Annotated in this window: 22 protein-coding genes; 18 read left to right on the top strand and 4 right to left on the bottom strand. The window is 69.1% G+C overall.

Annotated elements, in window-relative coordinates; all coding sequences use genetic code 11:
* The first annotated feature begins 135 nt into the window (after window positions 1-135).
* The 6 genes from ASC95_RS14595 (at window position 136) to ASC95_RS14570 (ending at window position 5,630) form a co-directional block, all read left to right on the top strand.
* Window positions 136-687, top strand: coding sequence for a response regulator (locus ASC95_RS14595; RefSeq protein WP_235537954.1), 552 nt, complete (start codon window positions 136-138; stop codon window positions 685-687).
* 14 nt (window positions 688-701) lie between these two features.
* Window positions 702-1,439 (top strand): Hpt domain-containing protein, encoded by a 738-nt coding sequence (locus ASC95_RS14590; protein ID WP_057298454.1) that lies wholly within the window; start codon window positions 702-704, stop codon window positions 1,437-1,439.
* 205 nt (window positions 1,440-1,644) lie between these two features.
* Complete coding sequence (locus ASC95_RS14585; protein WP_057298453.1) at window positions 1,645-2,028, top strand: response regulator; 384 nt, start codon at window positions 1,645-1,647, stop codon at window positions 2,026-2,028.
* 76 nt (window positions 2,029-2,104) lie between these two features.
* Window positions 2,105-3,667, top strand: coding sequence for a DUF1800 family protein (locus ASC95_RS14580; RefSeq protein ID WP_082567878.1), 1,563 nt, complete (start codon window positions 2,105-2,107; stop codon window positions 3,665-3,667).
* Window positions 3,668-3,672: 5 nt separating this feature from the next.
* Window positions 3,673-4,905 (top strand): DUF1501 domain-containing protein, encoded by a 1,233-nt coding sequence (locus ASC95_RS14575; protein ID WP_057299029.1) that lies wholly within the window; start codon window positions 3,673-3,675, stop codon window positions 4,903-4,905.
* Window positions 4,906-5,117: 212 nt separating this feature from the next.
* Window positions 5,118-5,630, top strand: a complete 513-nt coding sequence (locus ASC95_RS14570; RefSeq protein WP_057298451.1) for a hypothetical protein — start codon at window positions 5,118-5,120, stop codon at window positions 5,628-5,630.
* Here ASC95_RS14570 and ASC95_RS14565 read toward each other — a convergent pair.
* Together ASC95_RS14565 and ASC95_RS14560 are read right to left on the bottom strand one after the other, a co-directional pair.
* On the bottom strand, window positions 5,618-6,955 hold the full coding sequence (locus ASC95_RS14565) for a DUF1501 domain-containing protein (RefSeq protein ID WP_057298450.1): 1,338 nt from the start codon (window positions 6,953-6,955) through the stop codon (window positions 5,618-5,620). The genes ASC95_RS14570 and ASC95_RS14565 overlap by 13 nt on opposite strands.
* Before the next feature lie 177 nt (window positions 6,956-7,132).
* Window positions 7,133-8,782, bottom strand: coding sequence for a DUF1800 family protein (locus tag ASC95_RS14560; protein ID WP_057298449.1), 1,650 nt, complete (start codon window positions 8,780-8,782; stop codon window positions 7,133-7,135).
* A gap of 204 nt (window positions 8,783-8,986) precedes the next feature.
* On the opposite strand from ASC95_RS14560, the gene ASC95_RS14555 reads away from it, so the two are divergent.
* From ASC95_RS14555 to ASC95_RS14535, 5 genes are all read left to right on the top strand, one after another.
* Entirely contained in the window at window positions 8,987-10,264 is a 1,278-nt protein-coding gene (locus tag ASC95_RS14555; RefSeq protein WP_057298448.1) for an efflux RND transporter periplasmic adaptor subunit, read from the top strand.
* Window positions 10,265-10,960: 696 nt separating this feature from the next.
* Window positions 10,961-11,644, top strand: a complete 684-nt coding sequence (locus tag ASC95_RS14550) for an ABC transporter ATP-binding protein (RefSeq protein ID WP_056205385.1) — start codon at window positions 10,961-10,963, stop codon at window positions 11,642-11,644.
* Between the two features lie 5 nt (window positions 11,645-11,649).
* Entirely contained in the window at window positions 11,650-12,939 is a 1,290-nt protein-coding gene (locus tag ASC95_RS14545; protein ID WP_057298447.1) for a TolC family outer membrane protein, read from the top strand.
* The gene (locus tag ASC95_RS14540) at window positions 12,939-14,246 is read left to right on the top strand and encodes an ABC transporter permease (protein WP_057298446.1); all 1,308 of its coding nucleotides are present in this window, start codon (window positions 12,939-12,941) and stop codon (window positions 14,244-14,246) included. Before ASC95_RS14545 ends, ASC95_RS14540 begins: the two co-directional genes overlap by 1 nt.
* Entirely contained in the window at window positions 14,246-15,541 is a 1,296-nt protein-coding gene (locus tag ASC95_RS14535) for an ABC transporter permease (RefSeq protein ID WP_082567811.1), read from the top strand. The genes ASC95_RS14540 and ASC95_RS14535 overlap by 1 nt, the downstream gene beginning before the upstream one ends.
* Before the next feature lie 6 nt (window positions 15,542-15,547).
* On the opposite strand, the gene ASC95_RS14530 is transcribed toward ASC95_RS14535, so the two are convergent.
* Both ASC95_RS14530 and ASC95_RS14525 read right to left on the bottom strand, forming a co-directional pair.
* Window positions 15,548-16,372: a DUF6279 family lipoprotein gene (locus ASC95_RS14530; protein ID WP_057298445.1), complete on the bottom strand. Its 825-nt coding sequence runs from the start codon at window positions 16,370-16,372 to the stop codon at window positions 15,548-15,550.
* A 52-nt stretch (window positions 16,373-16,424) separates the two neighbouring features.
* The gene (locus ASC95_RS14525) at window positions 16,425-16,901 is read right to left on the bottom strand and encodes a BON domain-containing protein (RefSeq protein WP_057298444.1); all 477 of its coding nucleotides are present in this window, start codon (window positions 16,899-16,901) and stop codon (window positions 16,425-16,427) included.
* 64 nt (window positions 16,902-16,965) lie between these two features.
* Here ASC95_RS14525 and ASC95_RS14520 point away from each other — a divergent pair, with 64 nt between their 5' ends.
* The 7 genes from ASC95_RS14520 (at window position 16,966) to glcF (ending at window position 24,255) form a co-directional block, all read left to right on the top strand.
* Window positions 16,966-17,451 carry a TIGR02281 family clan AA aspartic protease gene (locus ASC95_RS14520; protein ID WP_057298443.1) on the top strand — a complete coding sequence of 162 codons (486 nt, stop codon included), beginning with the start codon at window positions 16,966-16,968 and terminating at the stop codon, window positions 17,449-17,451.
* A complete protein-coding gene (locus ASC95_RS14515; RefSeq protein ID WP_057298442.1) occupies window positions 17,448-18,359 on the top strand; it encodes a TraB/GumN family protein in 912 nt (303 codons plus the stop codon). Before ASC95_RS14520 ends, ASC95_RS14515 begins: the two co-directional genes overlap by 4 nt.
* Before the next feature lie 27 nt (window positions 18,360-18,386).
* Window positions 18,387-19,154, top strand: coding sequence for a PhaM family polyhydroxyalkanoate granule multifunctional regulatory protein (locus ASC95_RS14510; protein WP_057298441.1), 768 nt, complete (start codon window positions 18,387-18,389; stop codon window positions 19,152-19,154).
* 55 nt (window positions 19,155-19,209) lie between these two features.
* A complete protein-coding gene (locus tag ASC95_RS14505; RefSeq protein ID WP_157256329.1) occupies window positions 19,210-20,043 on the top strand; it encodes an ABC transporter substrate-binding protein in 834 nt (277 codons plus the stop codon).
* Between the two features lie 285 nt (window positions 20,044-20,328).
* Window positions 20,329-21,807, top strand: coding sequence for an FAD-linked oxidase C-terminal domain-containing protein (locus ASC95_RS14500; RefSeq protein WP_057298440.1), 1,479 nt, complete (start codon window positions 20,329-20,331; stop codon window positions 21,805-21,807).
* Window positions 21,804-22,874: a glycolate oxidase subunit GlcE gene (glcE, locus tag ASC95_RS14495; protein ID WP_057298439.1), complete on the top strand. Its 1,071-nt coding sequence runs from the start codon at window positions 21,804-21,806 to the stop codon at window positions 22,872-22,874. The genes ASC95_RS14500 and glcE overlap by 4 nt, the downstream gene beginning before the upstream one ends.
* A 133-nt stretch (window positions 22,875-23,007) precedes the next feature.
* A complete protein-coding gene (gene glcF, locus ASC95_RS14490) occupies window positions 23,008-24,255 on the top strand; it encodes a glycolate oxidase subunit GlcF (protein WP_057298438.1) in 1,248 nt (415 codons plus the stop codon).
* The last annotated feature ends 116 nt before the right edge of the window (window positions 24,256-24,371 follow it).

Genomic DNA, 24,371 nt, shown 5'->3' with positions numbered 1-24,371 from the left:
TTCTCCGATGTGATCATTTCTATCAAATATGCCAGCTCGGCGATCGCCGGCAAATTCGGCAAAATACCGCAAGTGAACCGCAACCCGTCCGCGCCCGACACCTGCTCGACCACCGAAGCCGCTCAACAGCTGGGCATGGCTGTGCGCTCCGTGCAGCTGATGGTCGACCGCGGTGAATTGCAGGCCTGGAAAACGCCAGGTGGCCACCGCCGCATCCTGCGCAGTTCGCTGGATGCCTGGCTCGCCGCCCGTGCCGGCCGTGCGACGACAGCGCTGCCAAGCTCTGGCGCGCAGGCGAACGAACGCCCCTTGACCTTGCTGCTCATCGAGGACTCGGTGCACTTCCAGAACCTCATCAGCCTGGTCGTCAAGCGCGAGTTGCCTGAAGCCCAGTTGCACGTCGCCTCCGACGGCATCGCCGGGCTGGCCATGGCCGGCCGTCTCGAGCCGGATGTGCTGCTCATCGACATCCTGTTGCCGGGCATTGACGGCGCGGCGTTGATCACGAGCCTGCGCTCGCACCCCCAGTTCGCACGCAGCCGCCTCATCGTCGTGACCGCGCTGGACGAGACGCAGCGCGCGCCCTATGCCTTCGCGCTGGAGGGCGTGCCGCTGGTGCACAAGACGGCCCTGGTCACCGAGCTGCCACCGCTGCTGGCCGAGGCCGCGGCGGCCCAGCCGGCCTGAGCGCGCGCATACCTATGCCCGCGCGTTTGCTGCTGATCGAGGATGACGCCTCGATTGCCCGCTTTGTCGAATTGGCTCTCGAAGAGCTGCCGGGCCATGACCCAGCCGCACCGGCGGTTGAGTTGAGCGTGGTACGCCGCCTCGCCGATGCCCGCGACGCGCTGGCGGGCGGGGGCTGGCAACTCGTTGTCAGCGACCTGATGCTGCCCGACGGCTCGGCCGAAACCTTGCTCGCCGAGGGCCTGGCCCAGGCTGCCGGTGCGCCGCCGTGGGTGATTTTCAGCGCCGGCGTTCACCCTGATCACCATGCGGCGCTCGCCGCCCGCGGTGTCGTGCGCACGCTGCGCAAACCCGTGCCGCTGATCGAGCTGCTGGACACGTTCAGCGAGCTGCTGCGGGGGCGCGCCCTAGCCAGAGTACCGATCGCCGCCTTGACCACAGGCGTTGACCCGGTGCTGCAGCATTTCGGCGGCGATCGGGCCCTGTACGAGAGCTTTCGCACCGGCTGCCTGGACCGCTTTGCTGATGATCTCGCGCAGGGCAATGCGGCCGTCGCCAGCGGCGATGCGCCCGCACTGCGCCGCGTCGCCCATGGCCTGAAGGCCGTGCTCGAACTGCTGGGCCATACGGACTTGGCCGCCCAGGCCCGCGCGCTGGAGATGGCGGCGGCGGACTGGACGCCGGGCAGGCCCTTGCCCGAGGGCTGGCTGTCGCTGTCGCGGGCGCTGGCCGAATTGCGCCGTCGCGGCTAGGCGATTTCCGCAGCGGCCGCCTCGCAATATTTGGCAAATCCGGCGCGGCGCCGCCCGTTCAGGGGCGGACGCATTGATCACCTGTATTAATAGATTTGATAATCGGCGCAAAATCCTGATCATGTTTCTATGCCTGTCCCCTGCCGATGCCGTGTTGCCCGATCCAGGCGCTTGCAGCCTGCCGTCTGCTTTTGAAGGGGCGGGCATGACGACAAGCCTGGTTCTCTACGTCGAAGACGATCCCGTCAACGTGATGCTGATGCAAGGCATCCTGGAGTTGCGCCCAGGTTGCAGCCTGCTGGTGGCGCGCAGCGGCGCTGAGGCCCGGCGCCTGGTCGCCCGGGACCGCGTCGATCTTCTGTTGTGCGATCTGCGCCTGCCCGATATCGGTGGCGATGAATTGCTGCCTCAGTTGCGCGATGCCGGCCTGCCCGAAGGCGTGCCGGCCCTGCTGGTGACGGCCGAGTCCGAGTTCGTCGCCTCCCAGCTGGCGCGCCGCCATGGTTTTGACGGCTACTGGAACAAGCCGCTGGATGTGGCGGCCACCTTGCGCAGCCTGGAGCACTGGCTCAGAGCGGCCTCCCCTTGACACAAATCTTTGCGCATCGGCCATAAGGCCTTGCGTGGCTGGCGGGATGCTCTGGCGCAAGACACCGGAGGCCTCCATGAAAAACCGCCGCTTTGTGCTGAGCAGCGCCGCCGCCCTGGCTGGCGTCATGCTGGCAGCGCGCCGCAGCCAGGCGGCTGTTGCAGTTGCAACTCCCGCCTTGAGCACCGAAGAGCGCGCCCTGCACGCCCTCAACCGCCTGGGCTACGGCCCACGCCCGGCCGACGCCGCCGCCATCGCCGCCCAGGGCGCCGACAAATGGCTGGAGCGCTTCCTCGGCGAGCAACTGGAGCCGCGCCGCCTGCCTCAGCCTGAAGGCCTGAGCGCTCGCCTGGCCAGCCTGGAGGTGCTCCAGCTTGGCCAGGCCGAGTTGCTGGGCCGCTACCGCGAGGCGGTGAAGGCTGCCCGTGAGGCCCGGCGCGAGCAGGCCCAGGGCATGAAGGCCGATGCCGACGCGATCAATGCGGTGCGCGACAAGATCCGCCCCCTCGTCGGCCAAGCTGCGACGGCCCGTCTGTCGCGCGCACTGCAAAGCCCGGCCCAGCTCGAGGAGGTATTGACCGAGTTCTGGTTCAACCACTTCAATGTCTTCGCCGGCAAGCAGGCGGTCGGCGTCCTGGTCGCCGACTACGAGCAGCGCGCCATCCGGCCCCATGTGCTCGGGCGCTTCCGCGACATGCTGGGCGCGACCGCCAAGCACCCGGCCATGCTGATCTACCTCGACAACGCCCAGAGCGTCGTCGCCGGCTACGAGCCGCCGCAGCGCGCCAGGCGCTTTCTCGCCGAGAGGCCGCAGTTCAAGGCCCGCGTGCCCGGCGGCCTCAACGAGAACTACGCCCGCGAGCTCATGGAGCTGCACACCCTGGGCGTGGACGGCGGCTACGCGCAGCGCGACGTGACCGAACTGGCGCGCATGTTGACCGGCTGGGGCCTGGACACGCGCAAGGCGCTGGTCGGCGGCACGGGCGACCTGTTCGCCTTCGAGCCGCGCAAGCACGACAACGGCAGCAAGACCTGGCTGGGCCAGGCCGTGAAGGGCGGCGGCATGGCCGAAGGCGAGCACGCGCTGGACGTGCTGGCCGCCCATCCGGCCACTGCCCGCCACCTCGCCTTCAAGTTCGCCCAGGCCTTTGTGGCCGACGATCCGCCGGCCAGCCTGGTGCAAAAGCTAGCCGACAACTTCAAGGCGACCGGCGGCGACCTGCGTGAGTTCACGCGCACCTTGATTCGTGCCGACGAGTTCTGGAGCCGCGAGGCCTACCAGGCCAAGTTCAAGACGCCCTACCAATACCTGTTGTCGTCCTTGCGCGCACTGGACCTGCAGCCGGCCGACCCGCGCAATCTGCTCGCCGCGCTGGCGCAGGCCGGCCAGCCTCTTTACGGCGCACAAACGCCCGATGGCTACAAGAACACTGCGGCTGCTTGGCGCAACCCAGAGGCGTTGACACAGCGCGTGCAACTGGCGACGACGCTGGGCCAGCGCAGCGGCATCAGTGCCGAGAAGCTGACCAGCACCCTGGGTGCGTCGGTGAGTGAACCGACGCGCCGCACGCTCGCGACCGAGCCCGTGGGCCAGCAGGTTGCCCTGCTGCTCGCCAGCCCCGATTTCATGAAGAGGTGACCGCCATGTTGCGTCGTCAATTGCTCCACTTCGGCGCCTTCACCTTGGGCGGCCTGCCGGTTTCCCTGGTGCAGGCCCAGGGGGGCACCCAGAAGAAACTCGTCGTCGTCATGCTGCGTGGCGCCGTCGACGGCCTGTCCGTCGTCGCGCCCTATGGCGAGAGTGAATACGCCGCCAGCCGCCCGCAGATCGCGCTCGCGGCACCGGGCGCCGAGGACGGCCTCATCAAGCTCGATTCTCTGTTCGGCCTGCATCCCTCACTGGCGCCGTTGAAGCGCCACTGGGACGGCGGCCAGCTCGCCTTCGTGCATGCCAGCGGTTCGCCCGACCCGACGCGCTCCCATTTCGATGCGCAGGATTACTTCGAATCCGGCACGCCCGGCCGCAAGTCCACGCCGGACGGCTGGATGAACCGGCTGCTGTCGGCCCTGCCGGGCGAACCGGCGCCGACGCGCGCCATCAGCCAGGGCAGCACGCCACCGCGCATCTTTGCCGGCACCGCCAGCGTCGCCAGCCTCGGGCTCGGGCCCAACGCGATGCAGCGCCGCGCCATCGACGATCCGCAGATGCAGGCAGGCCTCGCCAAGCTCTATGCCAACGACGCCCAGCTCAGCGGCACGCTGCGTGATACGACCCAGGGCCGCGGTGAGATGAGCCGCAGCATGGCGGCGGGCGAGGGCAAGTCCATGGATCCGAGCGCCGACGCCGGTGCGCCGTCCGCGCGCAGCTTCGCCGCTGATGCGCGGCGCCTGGGTACCTTGATCCGCAAGGACGCCCACACCCAGCTCGCCTTCACGGCGGTGGGCGGCTGGGACACCCATGTCAACCAAGGCGCCGCCCGCGGCCAGCTCGCCAACCGCCTGGCCAGCCTGGGCGAGGGCCTGGACGCGCTCAGCGTCGGCCTGGGTGACACCTACAAGGACACCGTCATCGTCGTCGTCAGCGAGTTCGGCCGCACCTTGCGCCAGAACGGCAATGGCGGCACCGACCATGGCCGCGGCAACGTCATCTGGCTGCTCGGCGGGCCGGTCGCCGGCGGGCAGGTGCTGGGCGAATGGCCGGGCCTGGACGGCAGCGCCCTGGCCGACGGCCGCGACCTGGCCGTGCGCACGGACTTCCGCCAGGTGCTGGCGCCATTGCTGCAGCGCCATCTCGGCCTGTCGGAAACCGCGCTGGCAACAGTGTTTCCCCAAGCCCCGCAAACTTGGCGTTATGCGGACAAGCTGCTGCGCACCTGAGGTGCCGGCAGCCGCGTTCTAACGGATGGGAGAACGACATGTTGCGAAGCGCTTCCTCGTTGTTCGGGCTGTGCCTGTGGGGCGCGGTGCTGGCCTATTGCTTCCTCGTCGCGGTCGGGGCCTGAGCGGCCGCCCCCCACGAACGAAGTCATCCCGCTGCAGCGCGGGGCGTTGAGGCTGGCAGCATCCGCCAACCTCCCAACGCCGCCACCATGCGTCCATTCCTTTCCGTTCTTTCTCTCGCGGCTCTCCCGGCTGTTTCCTGCTTTGCGCAGGCCGAACCGATCCAGAGCTGCGATGAGGCCGTTGTCGTCTACGCCGCGCCCCAGCTCATCCCGCTGAAGGGTCATGTCACCGTCAAGCGCCTGGCCGTGCGTCCTGCAGCGCCGCCGCAGGACGATGAGGGGGAAGACAAGCGCTGGGCGCCGCAACGCACGGCGGCCTTCACGCGGGTGACTCGACCGGGCGTCAACGGTCCGGACACGGTGGCCCTGGAGATCTTCTCGACCAAGACAAGCGCCCGCTGGCGCATGGACTTCGACCGCGAGCTTGACAGCGCCGAGGCTCAATGGATCAACGAGGAGCTGCTCTTCGTGCGCGCTTGGTGGGGGCGAATCGTGTCGACCGAGTTGATCTTCGAGGTCGGCAGTGGCCGCTTCCTCTATGCCAAGGAAGCGAACTACGGCCTGTTGACGCAGCCCTGCGCCAAGCGTCAACCGAAGTAGCCGAGGTTCTTGACGCTGAAGTTGGTCAGGTGTGGGAAGACGCCGCCAAGATCGGCCGCGCCGACGCCGAACCAGCTCGCCAGCGTCGCGCTCATCTGGTCGACCGACGTGGTCGGCAGCCAGCGGCCCTCGTCGGACATGTCGTCCGGCCCTGCGAGTACGAGCTGGGGCATGCGGCCGTAGAGCCCGCCCTTGACGGCGCCGCCGAGCACGAACTGATGGTTGCCCCAGGCGTGGTCGGTGCCGCCGCCCGAAGCGGGTTGCAAGGTGCGCGCGAAATCGCTGGCGGTGAAGGTCGTCACCGCGTTGGCAACGCCGAGCTGCTGCATCGCGTCGTAGAAGGCCTTCAGCGCGGGGCCGAGGTCCGAGAACAGGGCCTGCTGCTGGTTGAGCTGGTCGTTGTGGGTGTCGAAGCCGCCCATGCTGACGAAGAACAGCTGGCGCGTGACGCCCAGACCCGAGCGGCCCTCAATCATCTTGGCCACTGTCAGCAGCTGCTGGGCGATGTTGCTGCCCAGGCCGCTGAAGAGGCCGGCGATGCTGCCGGTGCCCGCCAGCGCCGTGTTCAGGACATTGCTGGCCTTGAGGGCCTGGTTGAGCACGCTGGCCGCGGCGCGTTCCTCGGCGTTGGCATAGGGCTGCTGCAGCAGGCCTTGATAGAGCTGGTAGAGCGGGTTGGCGCCGGGGTTGTTGCCAAAGCCCTTGATCGCGAAGCTGGTGCCGCTGCCGACCGTCAGGCCGGCGTGGGTCGCGCCGTTCATGAAGACGTTGTTGCCGCTGACCGAGAGGGCCATGGGCACGACACCATTGCTGGCCTGCAGGTCGGCGATGCGGCCGCCCCAGCCCGTCGTCGACGTGGCCGTGTTGCCGCTGAAGGACTGACCGCGCTGCCACTGGTCCTGCTGGTCATCGTGGGAGAAGAGATTGCTCGGCGCCTGGGCGTTGGCCGCGTTGAACTGGGCCTTGGTCATGGGCTTGACCAGCGGGCCGACGTTGGCCTGCACGGCCAGATGGCCCTGGTTCCAGATGTCGGCCAGTGGCGTCAGCGCAGGGTGCAGCCCGACGCCGCCGCCGTTCAGCGGCGCGAGGGCCGACTGCGGCAGCGTCAGCCCACCGGCGCCGGCCGTGCCGCGTGCCCTTGCATAGGCGGCGTAGCTGGCAGCGTCGGTCGGGATGACCATGTTGTTGCCGTCGTTGCCGCCGTACAGGAAGACGCAGACCAGGGCGCGGTAGTCGCTGCCGATCAGCGGCGCGGCAAGGGACGGCAGGGCGGAGGCACCGGCGAAGGCGGCGGCGTGGGAGAGCAGATGGCGACGCTTCAGCATGTCAGTTCTCCGATCCGGAACGCGTGAATTTGCGGGCCGAGCGCTGGGCCGCTCCCGAGCCGGCCCGTTTGGCGATGTGCTTGCCGGTCGAACCGGCAAGCATCGCCGTCCCCGCGGGGGACCGACCAGGCTTGTCCGCGTTCAGCGAGGCGAGAGTGGGCGAGGGGCCTTTTCACTTCAGTTCTCCACCAGGTATTCGGGCGACATCGCGGCGAGGAAGAGCGCCGCCTTGGCGCGATCCAGCGGCTTGGTGGCCGGCGCAATCTGCGCGGCCTTCAGCAGAGCGGTCTGCAGCGCCGTGCTGGCGCGGCCGGCGAAGAGCACGCGGTTGATCTCGGCGACGAGGCTGGTCGGCGTGGTGGCCAGGGCCTGCCAGCGGGCCAGGTCGATCTTGGTGCCGATGGCGCCGGGCACGGAAGCGTCGGCCGCCACGCCCTTGCCGTTCAGCGCCGTCTGCAGCACGCCGCTCAACTTGAAGGCGGCGCTGGCGTTGAAGACGCCGAAGGCCGGGCCGTCCAGGCTGGGGTTGTCGGGGAGGTCGTAGTCGGGCGGGAAGAAGTTGAAGACGCTGGCCGGGCTGTAGACCGCCTGGCCCAGGCTCGCGGCCTGGCTGCGCAGCCACACGCCATCGCTGACGCCGCCCATGCTGCGCAGCAGGTGGGTCAGCTGCAGGATGGGTTCGCGCAGCTTGCCGAAGTTGGCGGGCGCCTGTGAGGAGGCGGCCTCGGCGTCGGTCAGGATGGCCGTCAGCACGGCTTTCATGTCGCCGCGCTTGCTGCGCTGGCCGTTGACGAGGGCCCCGCCGTTGAAGGCCGTGGCCACGCGCTGCACATAGGCCGGGCTGGGGTTGGCCGTGACGAGCTGCTGGATCAGCTGGCGACCGATGAAGGGGCCGACATTGGGATGGTTGAAGATGTTGTCGACAGCGGCCTCGAGGTCGGCCTGGGCCGTCTGGCCGCCCGGCAGCACGGTGCCGTTCAGCAGCTTCTTCGTGCCTTTGTCGTGATGGTCGTCGAAGGCGACCATGGGCGCGTCGTAGTAGCTCGGGTTGCCAAACTTGTTGCGCGTGGCGCCGGGCCGCGGCGCATAGGTCCAGCCGGTAAAGGCGTGGGCGAAACCTTCGACCGTGTCCTGGTCGTAGCTGGCGATGGGCTGGCCCTTGGCGTCGAGCTGGACGCTGCCGTCGAGGTTGAGCTGCGACAGACCGATGGAGAACAGCTGCAGCACCTCGCGGGCGTAGTTCTCGTTGGGCTCAATACCCTTGGTCGGGTTGGGCTTGTCGTTGTTGGCCATGTTCAGGAAGCGCCCCATGGCCGGGGACAGCGTCACCTCCTTGAGCACGTCGCGGAAGTTGCCGAAGGCGTTGCGCAAAAAGATGCGCTGGTAGTTAGCCATCGCATTGGGCAGCTTGATGACATTGCCCGACACGACCAGGATCTCCGACAGCGCCAGGGCCGTGCGCTGGCGCAGCTGGTCGGGCTGGTTGACGGCATTGGCGAAGAACTGCACCTGCACCGGGAACAAGGTGTAGTTGTCACGCTTGCAGGCGGCCGGCGCGCCAGTGGGGCAACCCTTGCTCGAATCGGGGTCGACATAGGGCACGCCGCTGAAGTCGGAATTGGCCAGCGTGAATTGACTCGCCAGCCACGCCGGGCGGCCGCCGGCCATCACCTGGGTGACGCTCGCATCCGTCGGCCCGAAGCCGGCCTGGGCGAGGAAGCGGCGCGCTTCCGACTCCGTCATGGTCGACGGCGGCAGATCGTTAGCCAGCGCGGGCCAGCTCAGGCTGGTCAGCGCGGCCAGCAGGCAAAGTCGGGCGAGAGTCATTTCAGTCTCCGAAGCGGCGCGATTGTTGGAGCCGGCCACTCGTGTCGTCTCGCCACCAGTTGTGCGCTTTCGTAAGCAAACGCTGCGGACGGTTGCTGAGCTTGTTCGGACTGTCCGCCACCTGTCCGCGGACACATGTCACGGCTGCAAGTCGTTGATTTTTCACGCGGCGCGTGCTGGCACATCCCTTGCGGAAGACAGGGCATGAACACCCGCTTTCGCGACACTTCGGAACAGGACCGCCCCCTCGCTCAAAAGTCCCGGCGCTGGCCGCTGCTGCTGGCCGGCGGCGCGGGCGTCGTGGCCGTGCTCGTGCTGGTGAGCGGCGGCCGAATCAAGCAGATGCTGTCCGCCGACTCAGCAGTCAGCATCGCCCGGCTGTCCGTGGCCACCGTCGACGTGGCACCGCTGACGCGCGACGTCGCCGGCGAAGGCCGTGTCGTCGCCGCGCAGAGCCCGACGCTGTTCGCGCCCGGCGCCGGCACCGTCACGCTCGCCGTGCAGGCCGGTGACCCGGTCAAGCGCAACCAGGTGCTGGCCCGCGTCGACTCACCCGAGCTGACCAACCGTCTGGCGCAGGAGCGCAGCAATGTCGATGCCTTGCGCGCCGACCTGGCCCGCGCCGAGGTCGAGGCCCGCCAGCAGTCGGCCGCGCTGCAGAGCGCGTTTGAAAACGCCCGCATCGACCAGCAGACGGCCCAGAACGACCTGGCCCGCCAGACCCAGGCCTTCGAGGCCGGCGCCACGGCGCGCATGCAGGTCGAGCGCGCCCAGGACACGCTGGCCAAGGCCAAGCTCGCTCACGACCAGGCTCGCGACCTGCGCGGCCTGAAGACCGACAGCCTCAAGCTCGACGTGCAGGCCAAGCAAAGCGCCCTGGCCCGCCAGCAGCTGTTGGTGGCCGACCTGGAGCGCCAGGTGGCCGAGCTGCAGGTGCGCTCGCCGGTGGACGGCCAGGTCGGCCAGCTCTTCATTCCCGACCGCACCAACGTCGCCCGCGACACCAAGCTGCTGTCGGTCATCGACCTGTCGGCGCTGGAGGTGCAGATGCAGGTGGCCGAGAGCTTCGCCCGCGAACTGCAGCCCGGCATGCCCGGCGAGATCACCGGCAACGGCCAGCGCTGGGCCGGCCAGGTCAGCTCGGTCTCGCCCGAGGTCGTCAATGGCGAGGTCAGCGCGCGGCTGCGCTTTGCCGGGCAACAGCCCGAGCAGCTGCGCCAGAACCAGCGCCTGTCGGTGCGGGTGCTGCTGGACAAGCGCGACAAGGTGCTGGGCGTGGCCCGCGGCAGCTTCGTCGACGAGAGCGGCGGCAGCTTTGCCTATGTGGTGCGGGGCGGCGTGGCCGAGAAGGTTGCCGTCAAGCTGGGTGCGCGTTCGCTGGAACGGGTCGAGGTGATCTCGGGCCTGCAGGTCGGAGACCGTGTCGTCATCTCCGGGTCGGACAACTTCAAGGGCGCGGAGCGCGTCCTGATTGCGGATTGATTTGTGATGTTTGGTCAGGTTGCTTTTGCGACGAATGCTGCTGATCGCTGCATTGCCGGGAGTCCGTCCCGGCGGCCGGGTAACTTTCTTCTGCGGGGCCAGAAGAAAGTCACCAAAGAAGAGGCCCTGAACCGCACACCAGCACCACGTGCACGAGCTGTGCCGTGCAACAGCCACTCGGTGATTGGGCAGACGCGACCCGCTGCGCTCTCGCTGCGGTCCCTGTCACCAGCACCATCCATCACACCACCTGCCCGCTTAACGCGCGGCTGCACGCCGAGCTCACCAGAAAACCAAATACAACGTCGCTCGGGCGACGCGGCCGCTGCCAGCACCTCCGTGCCGTCGCCCCAGCGACGCGGTATTCCTGATGAGCCCGGCGTGCAGCCGGCGTTAACCGGCGTGAAGGGGCGGTGGATGGTGCTCGTCATAGGGACAGCAGCGAGAGCGCAGCGGGTCGCGTCTTCCCGAAACGATGCAGAGAGTTTTCGCGCGACGCTCATGGCGTCGTCGCGATCGTGTGCGGTTCAGGGCCTCTTCTTTGGTGACTTTCTTCTGGCCCCGCAGAAGAAAGTTACCCCGCCGCCGGGCGGGACTCCCGGCACCTTGCCACCAAGCAGGTGCCGCCTAGACAAACCAAGCCGTCGGCAAAGCTGATCGCGACCAAACCCACTCCGACTGAACAGGACAACCCCCATGCTCCAGATGGAAAAACTGCAGAAGGTCTACCGCACCGAAATGGTCGAGACCTATGCCTTGCGCGACTTCAACCTGACCGTCAACGAGGGCGAGTTCGTCGCGGTGACCGGGCCTTCGGGCTCGGGCAAGACGACCTTCCTGACCATCGCTGGCCTGCTGGAAGCCTTCAGCGGCGGCAGCTACAAGCTCGACGGCATCGACGTCAGCCGCATGGGCGACGCCGAGCGCTCGCGCATCCGCAACCAGAAGATCGGCTTCATCTTTCAGGCCTTCAACCTGATCCCCGACCTGAGCGTGCTGGACAACATCGAAGTGCCGCTGCGCTACCGCGGTTTTGGCGGCGCCGAGCGCAAGAAGCGCGCCGCCGATGCGCTTGCCCGCGTCGGCCTGTCGGCCCGCGGCCGCCACTACCCGGCCGAGCTGTCCGGCGGCCAGCAACAGCGCGTGGCCATCGCCCGGGCCCTGGCCGGCGAGCCGCGCCTGCTGCTGGCGGATGAACCCACCGGCAACCTCGACAGCGCGATGGCGCGCAGCGTCATGGAGCTGCTGGAAGAGCTGCACCGCGACGGCGCCACCATCGTCATGGTCACCCATGACCCGCAGCTGGCCGCACGTGCGCAGCGCAATGTCCATGTCATCGACGGCCAGGTTGTCGACCTCGCGGCCGAGTTGGCCGCTTGATCTCCATGCGTCGACTGACCTTTGTCCTCGTGCTGCTGGCGGCCACCACCGCGGCCCGCGCCGACGACCTGCTGCAGGTCTGGGCGCAGGCGCGCGCGGCCGACCCGCTGCTGCGCCAGGCCGCGGCCTTCAACGGCGCGCAGGAAGCGGCCTCACGCGAAGCCCGCGCGGCGCTGCTGCCGCAGTGGAACCTGCAGAGCAGCGAGCAGCGCGAGAACGGCAGTGGCGAGCGCTCGCGCACGACGACGAGCAGCATCAGCCAGCCCCTCTTCGACCTGGCCGCGCTGCGCGAATGGGACGCCAGCCGCAGCCAGGCCTCGGCCCAGTCCGCGCGCCTGGCCGCCGCCGAGCAGGCCGCGCGGGCCCGCGTCGCCGACGCCTATTTCGGCCTGCTGTCGGCCCAGGCCCAACTGGCCACGGCGCGCGCCAATGAAGAGGCCTTCGCCCGCCAGGTCAGCGAGGCCGACACGCGCTTCAAGGCCGGCCTGTCGGCCCAGGTCGAGGCCGACCAGTCGCGCGCCTACCGCGAACTGGCGCGCAGCAACACGCTGGCCGCCGAGCTGAACCTGGCCGATGCCCGCGAGGCCCTGGCCCAGTTGACTGGCGTGCCGGTCACGACCCTGCAGCCGCTGCGCCGTGCGCTGGATGCGCAAGCCCTCCCCGACGACGCCGAAGCCTGGACCGCGCGTGCGCTGCAGGCCAACCCCGAGTTGCGCGCGCTGCAGCTGGACGTGCAGGCCAGCGAGCAGCGCATCTCCGCCGCGCGCGCCGGCCATCTGCCGACACTGAGTGTGGGCGTGGACACGACGCAGCGCCGCAATGTCGGTGGAGGTAGCGGCGTGTCGGCCTTCGATGCCAGCCGCACGCCGACGCTGGTCGGCCTGCGCCTGACCGTGCCGCTGTTTGCCGGCGGCGCCGTGGCCGCTGCGGCCGACCGCGCCGGCTTTCAGCGGGATGCCGCCCGCGAGCAGCTCGAAGCCGGCCGCCGCGCCGTGCTGCGCGAGGTGAGGGCGCAGCACCTGGCCGTGGGCCAGGGCGCGGTGCAGCTGCGCTCCGCGCAGGTCGCCGTCGAGGCCGCCGAGCGCGCGCTCGAAGCCACGCGCACCGGGCTGACCCTGGGCACGCGCAGCACCACCGACCTGCTGCTTGCCATCCAGACCCTGGCCGGCGCGCAGAACGCGCAGACCCAGGCCCGCCACCGCCATGTGCTGGCCCTGCTGGCCCTGCACCAGGCGGCAGGTTCCCTCGGCGATGCCGAACTCGCCACCGTCAACGCTCTTCTGGAGAACCGCTGATGTTTCTTCACTACCTCGAACTCGCCTGGCGCAACACGCTGGCCGCCAAGGGCCTCTCAGCGTTGATGGTGCTGGCCCTGGCGCTGGGCATCGGCGCCTGCATGACGACGCTGACCGTCTATCACGTGCTGTCCGGCGACCCCATTCCGGCCAAGAGCGCGCGCCTGTTCAATGTGCAGCTCGATGCCTCGGACATGGTCGGCTGGAAGGCCGGCGACGAGCCGACTTTCGATCTGACCCGCTTCGACGCCACGGCCCTGCTGCGCGACAGAAAAGCGCCGCGCCAGGTCATGTCCAGCGGCTTCAACACCGCCGTGTCGCTGCCGGACGCCAAGACCAAGCCGGTCTTTTCCAGCACGCGCTACACGACGGCCGACTTCTTCGCGATGTTCGAGGCGCCCTGGCAGCACGGCGGCGGCTGGAGCGCGGCCGACGACGAGGCCGAGGCACGCGTGGCTGTCATCTCGGCAGCCTTGAACGAGAAGCTCTTCGGCGGTGCCAACAGCGTCGGCAAAGAGATCATCGTGCGTGGCCAACCCCTGCGCGTCATCGGCGTGCTCAAGCCCTGGCACGTCAAGCCGCATTTCTGGGACCTGACGCTCGGCAGCTATACCGAGACGGAGGATTTCTTCCTGCCGTTCTCCACCGCCATGGCCATGAAGATGGGTCACTGGGGCAACACCGACTGCTGGGCGCGCGGCGCTGCCGGCGGCAGCTCGTACGACCTGAACGCCGCCTGCGCGTGGGTGCAGTACTGGGTGGAGTTCGCCCGGCCGGAGGACGCCGCGGCCTACCGCGACTACCTGGTCGCCTATTCCGAAGCGCAGCGCAAGGCCGGGCGCTTCGAGCGGCCGACCAATGTGCGGCTGCGCAATGTGATGGAGTGGCTGGGCGCGCAGAAGGTGCTGCCCGCCGACGTGCGCCTGCAGACCTGGCTGGCCTTCGGTTTCCTGGCCGTCTGCGTCGTCAACATGGTGGGCCTGCTGCTGGCCAAGACGCTGCGCCGCAGCGGCGAGATCGGCGTGCGCCGCGCCCTGGGCGCAACGCGTGGCGACATCTTCAAGCAGTTCGTCGTCGAGGCCGGCCTGCTCGGCCTGGCCGGCGCGCTGCTCGGCCTGCTGTTCGCCCAGGGTGGCCTGTGGCTGGTGCGCCAGAGCCCGAACGACTATGCCAAGCTGGCCGAGCTGGACGCTTCCATGCTGGCCCTGACGCTGGGCCTGGCGCTGCTGGCCAGCCTGCTGGCCGGCCTGCTGCCGGCCTGGCGCGCGGCCCTCGTCACCCCTGCCGTCCAACTGAAGGTGCAGTGATGTCCGATACCACCACGCTGTCCATCGTCTCTCCCGCCCGCGCAGGTTCTGCACCCCTCGGTGCCTTCGGGCGGGCCTTGAGCGACCTCGCACCCATCCTGTCGACGCTGCGCCGCCACAAGATCGCGGCGGGCCTCATCGTGCTGGAGGTGGCGCTGACCTGCGCCATCGTCACCAACGCATTGCACCTGATCCAGACTCGCATCCAGGCGCTCAACGCCGACAGCGGCATGGCCGAGTCAGAGCTCATCGTGCTCAACCTGCGCGACAGCAAGCCAACGCCGCGCGAACGCACCGCCGGCATCGTGGCCGCGGACATGGCGCGGCTGCGCACGCTGCCGGGCGTGAAGGCCGCGACGTCGTCCAACCAGATCGTCTACGGCAACAACAGCAACAACAGCGGCGTGACGCTGGAACCCGACAGCAAGGGCCTGCGCATCGTCGCGTCGCAGTACACGGGGGACGACCAGCTGCTGGCGACCTACGGCCTCAAGCTGCTGGAGGGGCGCAACTTCGCGCCCGACGAGGTGCTGGACAGCTTCCAGGTCTTCAGCGTGCCGCAGCCGAACATTCCCCAGGTCATCGTCAACAAGGTGCTGGCCGACAAGCTCTTCGGCGGCCGCTCACCGCTGGGCCAGTCGATCTACGTCTTTGGCAGCTCTCCGTCGACCGTCATCGGCGTGGTGGAGACGCTGACGCATCCCCAGTTGCACCGCGCGCGCAGCGAAGGTGGCGCCGCGATGATCTTCCCGCTGCGCAGCGGCGGCAACTACGTGCTGCGGGTCGACGCCGCCCAGCGCGACGCCCAGATCAAGGCCGCGACCGCACTGCTGGAGGCGGATGACAAGAGCCGCGTCGTCACCCAGGGCCGGCCGCTGACCGAGATGCGTGCCGAGTTCTACGCCCAGGACCGCGCGATGGCCTGGCTGATGGGCGGCGTCTGCGTGTCGCTGCTGCTCGTCACGGCCATGGGCATCGTCGGCTTGGCCAGCTTCTGGGTGCAGCAGCGCACCCGCATGATCGGCACCCGCCGCGCGTTGGGTGCCACCGAGGGCCAGATCCGGCGCTACTTCCAGGTCGAGAACCTGCTGCTGACGACGACCGGCATCCTCATCGGCATGGTCGGCGCCTGGGCGCTGAGCCAGCTGTTGATGCAAAGCTATGAGCTGCCGCGCCTGCCCTGGGTCTATCTACCCGCTGGCGCATTGGCGCTGTGGGCCTTGGGCCAACTGGCTGTGTGGGTGCCGGCCCGGCGGGCGGCGCAGCTGGCACCGGTGGCGGCCCTGCGGAGCTGAAGCGGTTCAGACCGTCTGCAGGCTGCGCAGCTCGGCCGCCCAATTGGCCCAGTGTTTGCGCACAGCGGCCCGCTGCTCGGCGTCCAGTCCATTGAGCAGCTTCATCAGGCTGGCGACGACCTGCTCGCGGTAGGGTTGCTCGGCGGGCTGGGTCAAGGTGTCCTGCATCAGCAGGGCGGTGCCCGCGGCCAGGTCCTGGCGCGCCCAGGCGCGCAGGGCCTGCACCAGCCGAGCCTGGCGTACGGCGCGAGCCTGGGCCATGACGGGCAGGTCGAAATGCCAGTCACGCGCATCGGCTGCGGCCTGCTTGCGGGTCGCGCGGTCCAGGTCGCCCAGCCAGCGTTCGAGGTTGCTGGTGTAGCGCTTGGCGCGCTCGTCGGGCCCGCGCTTGCCCGATTGCTTCTCGCGCCACTCGGTCGTCTTCTCGGCCATCTTCTTTTCCAGGTGCTGCCATTGCTCGGTCCGCAGGCTGGCCAGTACCGGCGCGGCCAGCGGCGCGGCATGCTGCAGGCAACGCTCGACGCTGGCGCGCGCGCCGCGCTCCAGGACCAGCAGCTCGTCCTGGGTGACGCCGTCGTCCAGCGCCGCATGGGCCTGGCCCACCAGCGCGATCCACTGCGGCAGCTCCTCGCGGCGGTGCCAGGCCTGCCAGGCCTGCAGCTGTGCCTTGAGCTGGCTGCGCTGGGCGCTGTCCAGGTCGAGATAGCTGTCCGCCCACAGCCCGGCCAGCAGTGGCAGCTGCCCGTAGGCCAGCGTCAGGCTGGAGCAACCGATCAGGCCCAGCAGGGCCGTCAACGCGAAGAGGGTGGCAAGACGCTTGAGCAGTTGCATGGGGCCATCGTGACAAGGCAGGGCGGCGTTGTCACGCCTGGGGTCTTGCAGGTCAATTCATGCGCCGATAGGGCACGACGCCGCCCTGGCCGACCCGCACCAGCGCCAGGGCTTGCTGCACGTCCGGCAACCCACGTGCCTGGGCCTCCAGTTCGGTCGCCTGCTCGGCGCGCTCGACGCAGCCCTCCAGGTAGACGACCCGGCCCTGCACGGTCAGCCACAGGCTGCTCGGATGCAGGGCGGCCGCGCTGTTCAGCTTGGCACGCAAGGCCCCGGCAATGGTCGCGTCATAGCGGAAGGCATTGGGCTCGCTGCATTCGCCCTTGAGCCAGCAGGTGGTGCCGCGCTCGGCACGGTGGTGCGCCTGCACGCGGGCCTCGGCGGCCGTGATACGCGGGCCGCGGGGCTCGGGGCAATCGGCGATGTCGCTGGAAATCACCTCGAAAGGGTCGTTGAAGCGATTCAGCACCAGATCATCGCTGCCACCGGCGAGCAGCAGCGCGACAAGCAGGGCGGGCGGCGGCGACATGAATGCATTCTGGTGGGGCCGGGTATCGTGTGGTTCCGCGCAAACCCTCGCCTCAGTCGCCTCCGTGTCCCACCAGGATCTGCCGCACACCCTCAAGCTGATGACGATCTGGCTGTTGATCGGCCTGGGCATTTTCCTGGGTTTCAAGCTCTGGGAGCACGAGCGTGAGGCCAGCCGCTTCCAGCTTGCCGGCGAGGTCATCGTGCTGACGCGCGGGGGCGACGGCCACTTCCACTGGCCCGGCCGGGTCGACGGTATCGAGGTGGACTTCCTCGTCGACACCGGCGCCACCACGACGGCCCTGCCGCAAGTGTTGGCGGAGCGCGCCGGCCTCAAGCCGCTGGGCGCCGTGCGCGCCCATACCGCAGCCGGCGCCACGCGTGGCTTCCTCGCACGGGCCGACGTCGCGCTGGAAGGCGGCGTGCGCGCCGACAAGTTGATGGTCACCGTGCTGCCCGACCTTGCTGCCCCGCTGTTGGGCATGGACGTGCTCGGTCGCCTGCATTTTTCTCAGAAACCCGGCGAACTCCGCATCACCCCAGAACCATGATCCGCGCCTTTCTCCTTGGCCTGCTGTTCGTCGGCAGCGCTCACGCCGCCTGCCCGCCGGCGCCGGCCCTGCCGAGTGTCGAGCAGGCCGCCACCTGGGCCGCCAAGGCGCCGGACCGTGGCCTGTTGTGGCGCATCAGCCGTGGCGGCCACAGCAGCTATCTGTTCGGCAGCCTGCATGTCGGCAAGGCTGACTGGGCCTATGCCGGGCCGGCCCTGCGCGCGGCCTGGGCGCAGACCGAGGTGCTGGCCGTGGAACTCGACCCTGCCGACGTCGGCGCCGTGCTGGCGGCCATGCCCAAAGCCCCGCCCCTGCCGCCGGTCCTGGCCCAGCGCCTGGACATCCAGGCGCGCGCGGCTTGCCTGTCGCCGGGCACCTTGAGCGCACTGCCCGCCATGTTGCAGCTCAGCATGCTGTCCCTGATGGAGGCGCGCCGCGATGGCTTTGATGCCGGTTTCGGCCAGGACGTGATGCTGCTGGCGCGCGCCAAGAGCGAGGGCCGGCCGGTGCAGTCGCTGGAGAGCGTCGAGGAGCAGTTGCTGGCGCTGGAGCCCGAGGCAGCGGAATTGCCCGCCATCGTCGACGGCACCTTGCGCCAGCTGCAAAAGGGCCAGATGCGCGAACCCCTGCGCAAGCTGGCTACCGCCTGGTCGCGCGGCGACCTTGGCGCGCTGGCGAACTACCCGCGCTGGTGCGCCTGCGCCGACACCCCGGCCGAGCGCGCCTGGCTCAAACGCGTCAACGACGACCGCAACGGCCCGCTGGCCGAGCGCGTCGCGGCCCTGCATGGTGCCGGCCAGCGCCTGCTGGTGGCCGTCGGGGCCTTGCACATGAGCGGCCCCCGTGCCCTGCCCAAGCTGCTGGCCGAGCAGGGTTTTACCGTCGAAGCCTTATTGCCTGCGAAGTAGCATCCGTCAACGCCAAGGAGACAAGAGATGACCGACAACAGCTTCACCAAGTTCGTGCCCGGTTTCGAGTTCCTGCAGGGCCTCGTCAAGAACGCCGGCTCGGCCCTGCCCGGCATCGGCCAATGGGTGGCGCCGACGCTCAACCCGGAGGAGCTCTCCAAGCGCATCGAGGAGTTGCGCACAGTGCAGTTCTGGCTGGAACAGAACGCGCGCATGCTGGCCGCCACCATCCAGGCGCTGGAGGTGCAGCGCATGACGCTGTCGACGCTGAAGTCAATGAACGTGCCGCTGGCCGACCTGCGCGACAGCCTCAAACTGCCCACCGGTGGCGACGGCACCTCCTGGCCCGGCATCCCGCCCGAAATCCTGGCCGCCGCGGCGCCCGCGGCCCAGGCCGCCGCGCAGACGGTGACCAAGACGGCCCATACCGCCAGCAAGGTCGCCGCCAAGACCGTGAAAACGGCCGGCGATGCGGCCAAGGCCGTGGCCGACAACCCGGCCGCCGTCGTCGACCCGACACAGTGGTGGACGGCGCTGAGCCAGCAGTTCACGCAGTTGGCCACCTCGGCCATGAAGGACACCGCGACCGATGCGGCCAAGAACCTCGCCGGCAACCTCGTCAAGCAGAGCTTCGACGCCGCCAGCGAAACGTTGAAGCGCGCGGCCAGCGTGCCCGGGGCGGTGGTGGGTGGCGTCGCCAAGGGCCTGGCGTCCGGCGCCGCGCCCAAGCCGGCCGCGAAGACCGCCGCCGCGAAGGCGGCCAAGCCACGCAGCAGCGCGCGCCGCAAGCCTTGAGGCGGGGACGGCGCGCGGCGGCGGGAGGGCGATGAGGCGCCGGCCGCTGTTGTTCATGATCGCAGCGGGCGCCGCCGTCGAGGCGCCCGCGCGGCCCGCGCCGCTGGTCTATCCCCAGCACGACCCCGGTCGCGTGCCGCAGTGGCATTACATGCAGGCCGTCATCAAGCTCGCGATCACGCGCAGCGGTGCCGACTATGAGCTGGTGGAATCGCCCGCGCCGATGACCCAGGCGCGCGTCGTGCGTGAGCTGGCCGACCGCAGCGGGCGCATCGACCTGTGCTGGACCATGACCAGCATCGAGCGCGAGGCCCAGCTGCTGCCTGTGCGCGTGCCCATGGACCGCGGCCTCATCGGCTGCCGCATCGCCTTCGTCCGCCCCGAGGACGTGGATCGCTGGCGCGACCTGCACGACCTCAACGAACTCTCCCGCTACGTCGCCGGCCAGGGCCAGGACTGGCCCGACACCGCCATCCTGCGTGCCAACGGCCTGCCGGTGCAGGGCATCAGCCGCTACGAGGCGCTGTTCGACATGCTGCGCATGCGCCGCATCGACTACTTCCCGCGCGCCGTCTTCGAGATCGACGACGAGGCGACCACGCCGGCGGCCCATGACCTCGTCATCGAGCCCCATGTGCTGCTGCGCTACCCGGCGGCCTCCTATCTCTTCGTGCGCCCGGACCGGCCACGATTGGCGGCCGAGTTGCAGCGCGGCATGGAGGCCGCGGCCAGCGACGGCAGCCTCGCGCGCCTCTTCCAGCAGTATTTCGGCGACCTGCTGCGCCGCCACCACCTGGCCCGCCGGCGCCAGCTGTTGCTGAAGAATCCGTTGCTGCCGCCCGAGACGCCCTTGCACAAGCCGGCCTACTGGCTCGTCATCGAAGGCTGAGATGAACTGCCCCTCGCCCAACCTCGCGTCGCTGAACGCGAGCGAGTCTGGTCGGTCTTGCAGACCGCGCCGCGTCTTGCGCCGCAGCTCTTCGGCAGGCACATGCCGCCCACTGGGCGCCATGTGTCCGGCCTCAGCCCCCGGGGGGACGGCGATGCTTGCCGGATTGACCGGCAAGCACATCGCCAGCGCGTGCCGGCTAGGGAGCGGCCCGGCGCTCGGCCCGCAACTTCAATGCATTGCGGGTGTCGCGAATTCGGAATGGGCAACTAAAGTGGGCCCGACATGAACGCCCCCGTCGACCTCGCCGCCCGCCGTGCCGCACTCATCGCGGCCCTGGCACCGTTGCTGCCGGCCCATGCCCTGCTGCACCAGGCCGAGCAGACCACGCCCTATGAATGCGATGGCCTGACCGCCTACCGCCAGCGCCCGCTGGCCGTGGCCCTGCCCGAGACCGAGGCCCAGGTGGCGGCGGTGCTCAAGGCCTGCCATCGCCTCGGGGTGCCCGTCGTCGCGCGCGGCGCGGGCACGGGCCTGTCGGGCGGCGCCATGCCGCATGAGGCTGGCCTGACGCTGGCCCTGGCCAAGTTCAACCGCGTCCTGTCGCTGGACCCGCTGTCGCGCACGGCGCGCGTGCAATGCGGCGTGCGCAACCTCGCCATCAGCGAAGCCGCGGCGACTCACGGCCTGTATTACGCGCCCGACCCCAGCAGCCAGATCGCCTGCACGATTGGCGGCAACATCGCCGAGAACAGTGGCGGCGTGCACTGCCTGAAGTACGGCTTGACGCTGCACAACGTGCTGCGCCTGCGCGGCTTCACCGCCGAGGGCGAGCCCATCGAGTTCGGCAGCGAGGCCCTCGACGCGGCGGGGCTGGACCTGCTGGCCCTGGTGGTCGGCAGCGAAGGCATGCTGGCCGTCATCACCGAGGTCACCGTCAAGCTGGTGCCCCAGCCGCAACTGGCGCGCTGCATCATGGCCAGCTTCGACGATGTGCGTAAGGCCGGCGACGCGGTGGCCGCCATCATCGCGGCCGGCATCATCCCGGCGGGCCTGGAGATGATGGACAAGCCGATGACGGCTGCCGTGGAGGACTTCGTGCATGCCGGCTATGACCTCGATGCCGAGGCCATCCTGCTGTGCGAAAGCGACGGCACGCCCGAGGAGGTGGCCGAGGAGGTCGCGAAGATGGAAGCCGTGCTGCAGGCCAGCGGTGCGACGCGCTGCCAGGTCAGTGAGAACGAGGCCCAACGCCTGAAGTTCTGGAGCGGCCGCAAGAACGCCTTCCCGGCGTCCGGCCGCATCAGCCCAGACTACATGTGCATGGACTCCACCATCCCGCGCAAGCACCTGGCCACCATCCTGCTCGACATCCAGCAGATGGAAAAGAAATACGGCCTGCGCTGCGCCAATGTCTTCCATGCCGGCGACGGCAACCTGCACCCGCTGATCCTGTTCGACGCCAACGACCCCGACCAGTTGCACCGCTGCGAGCAGTTCGGCGCCGAGATCCTGGAGCGCAGCGTCGCCCTGGGCGGAACGGTGACGGGCGAGCACGGTGTCGGCGTCGAGAAGCTCAACTCCATGTGCGTGCAGTTCAGCACCGAGGAGCGCGAGCAGATGCTGGCGTTGAAGCGCGCCTTCGACCCTGCCGGCACACTGAACCCGGGCAAGCAGATCCCGTCCCTCTCCCGCTGCGCCGAGTACGGTCGCATGCATGTGAAACGCGGCCTGCTGGCCTTCCCGGAACTGGAGCGGTTTTGAGCTTTGCTGACCTGCAGACCCGATTGCGCGATGCGCGCGCGCCGCTGCGCATCCAGGGCCATGGCAGCAAGGATTTCTATGGCGAGACGCCGCAGGGAGAGCTGCTGTCGACGCTTGAGATGAATGGCGTGACGGCCTACGAACCCAGCGAGCTGTTCGTCAGCGCGCTGGCGGGCACGCCGATCTCCGATGTCGAAGCGCTGCTGGCCAAGCGCCACCAGCGCCTGGCCTTCGAGCCACCGCGCTTCGGCGGCCGCGGCACCGTGGGCGGCATGGTGGCGGCCGGCTTGTCGGGGCCGACGCGGGCGGCTCTGGGGTCGGTGCGGGACCATCTGCTGGGCGCTGTGATGATCAATGGCCGGGGCGAGTTGCTGAGCTTTGGCGGCACGGTCATGAAGAACGTGGCCGGCTTCGATGTCAGCCGCGCGCTGGCGGGGTCGCTGGGCGTGCTGGGGTTGATCACCGAGGTCACGTTGAAGGTGTTGCCGCTGCCGGCCGCGACCGCCACGCTGCGCTTCGACTTCGACCAGTCCGCCGCGCTGATGGCGATCAACCGCTGGGGCGGCGAGCCCCTGCCCATCGAAGCCAGTGCCTGGTGGGATGGTGCCTTGCTCGTGCGGCTGGCGGGCGCCAATGCCGCGGTCGAGGCTGCGGCACGCAAGTTGGGCGGCGATGTCATTCCGGGCGACATGGCCGAGCCTTTCTGGACCGGCCTGCGCGACCACAGCGACGAGTTCTTCATTGGTGCCGAGCGGGCGGTGGCTGGCGGCGCGCGGCTTTGGCGGCTGTCCCTGCCGAGCGCGACGCCCCAGCTCAAGCTGCATGGCGAGCAGCTCATCGAATGGGGCGGCGCCCAGCGCTGGGTCGTCACGCCGATGCCGCCGGCCGGCGTGCGCGACGCCGCCGCCGCCGTGGGCGGGCATGCGACGCTATTCCGCGCCCAGGACAAGGGCGTGGGCGTGTTCGCGCCGCTGAGCGCGCCGCTGGCGGCCATCCACAAGCGTCTCAAGGCATCCTTCGACCCGCATGGCGTGTTCAACCCGGGGCGGCTCTATCGTGATCTTTGAATTGACGTTGCGTCGACGCCCATGCTGAAGAACAAAGCCACAGAGGCACGGAGGCACGGAGAAAAGCAGACGGGAAATTCCTCTGTGTCTCTGTGCCTCTGTGGCTGTGTTTGTGGCGAGCGCAGCCACTGACATGCAAACCACCCTCGCTCCCGAATTCGCCGGCACCCACGACGGCACCGAGGCTGAAGCCATCCTGCGGCGCTGTGTGCACTGCGGCTTCTGCACGGCCACCTGCCCGACCTACCAGCTGCTGGGCGACGAGCTCGACGGCCCGCGCGGCCGCATCTACCTGATCAAGCAGGTCATGGAAGGCGTGGAGCCGACGCGTGAGACGCAGCTGCACCTGGACCGCTGCCTGACCTGCCGCAACTGCGAGACCACCTGTCCGTCGGGCGTCGAATACGGCCGCCTGGTCGACATCGGCAGGCGCGTCGTGGATGCCAAGGTTGAGCGCCCCAGTGGCGAGAAGCGTGTGCGCTGGCTGCTGAAGGAAGGCCTGACTTCGCCGCTTTTCAAGCCGGCGATGAAGCTGGGCCAGTTGTTCCGGCCCCTGGTACCTTCGTCACTGAAGGACAAGGTACCGGCCCGGCCCCCGGCCACGGCCCACGACTGGCCGACGCGCCAGCTCAATCGCAAGGTGGCCTTGCTGCTGGGCTGCGTGCAGCCGGCCATGGCGCCCAATATCAACAGCGCGACGGCGCGGGTGCTGGATGCGGCCGGCATCCAGACGGTCGTCGCCGACGGCGCGGGTTGCTGCGGGGCCATCCGCGAGCACCTGGGCGACCACGAGGCGGCGCTGAACGAGATGCGCCGCAACATCGACGCCTGGTGGCCGCTGGTCTCGGGCCTGGGCGAGCGCGTCGAGGCGTTGGTGATGAACGCCTCGGGCTGCGGCGTCATGGTCAAGGACTATGCGCACCTGCTGGCCCATGACCCCGCCTATGCCGACAAGGCCAGGCGCGTCAGCGAGATGACCAAGGATCTCAGCGAGCTGCTGCCCGAACTCGTGCCCACGCTGAAGGCGCGCCTCAAGGCCAAGCCCGGCTCGCTGGCTTACCACCCGCCCTGCACGCTGCAGCATGGGCAGAAGCTCAGTGGTGGCGTGGAAGGTGCGCTGCGTGAGCTGGGTTTTCGCATCGACTGCGCACCGACCGACAGCCATCTCTGCTGCGGCTCGGCCGGCACCTACTCGGTGTTGCAGCCCGAGCTGTCCAAGCAGCTGCGCGACCGCAAGTTGGCGGCCCTCGCGCCGCTGCAGGCCGAGCAGATCGTGTCGGCCAATATCGGCTGCATCCAGCATCTGCAGAGCGGCACGACCCAGCCGGTGCGGCATTGGGTGGAGGTGCTGGATGATGCGCTGAGGGGTGTGAGCGGGTAGGTGGTCGAGTGAGCTTGCTGTGGGTGCAACGGATCAGCCAATGACGGGTGTCGACCCAACAGCGACATTCGCAGCCGCAGATTCGACGCCCCCAAGCGGACGTCCGCAACGGGCAG

Source organism: Pelomonas sp. Root1217 (genome assembly GCF_001425705.1).
Lineage (GTDB): Bacteria > Pseudomonadota > Gammaproteobacteria > Burkholderiales > Burkholderiaceae_C > Pelomonas.
Note: the sequence above shows the minus strand (reverse complement) of the source record. Positions and strands in the feature narration are given on the sequence as shown.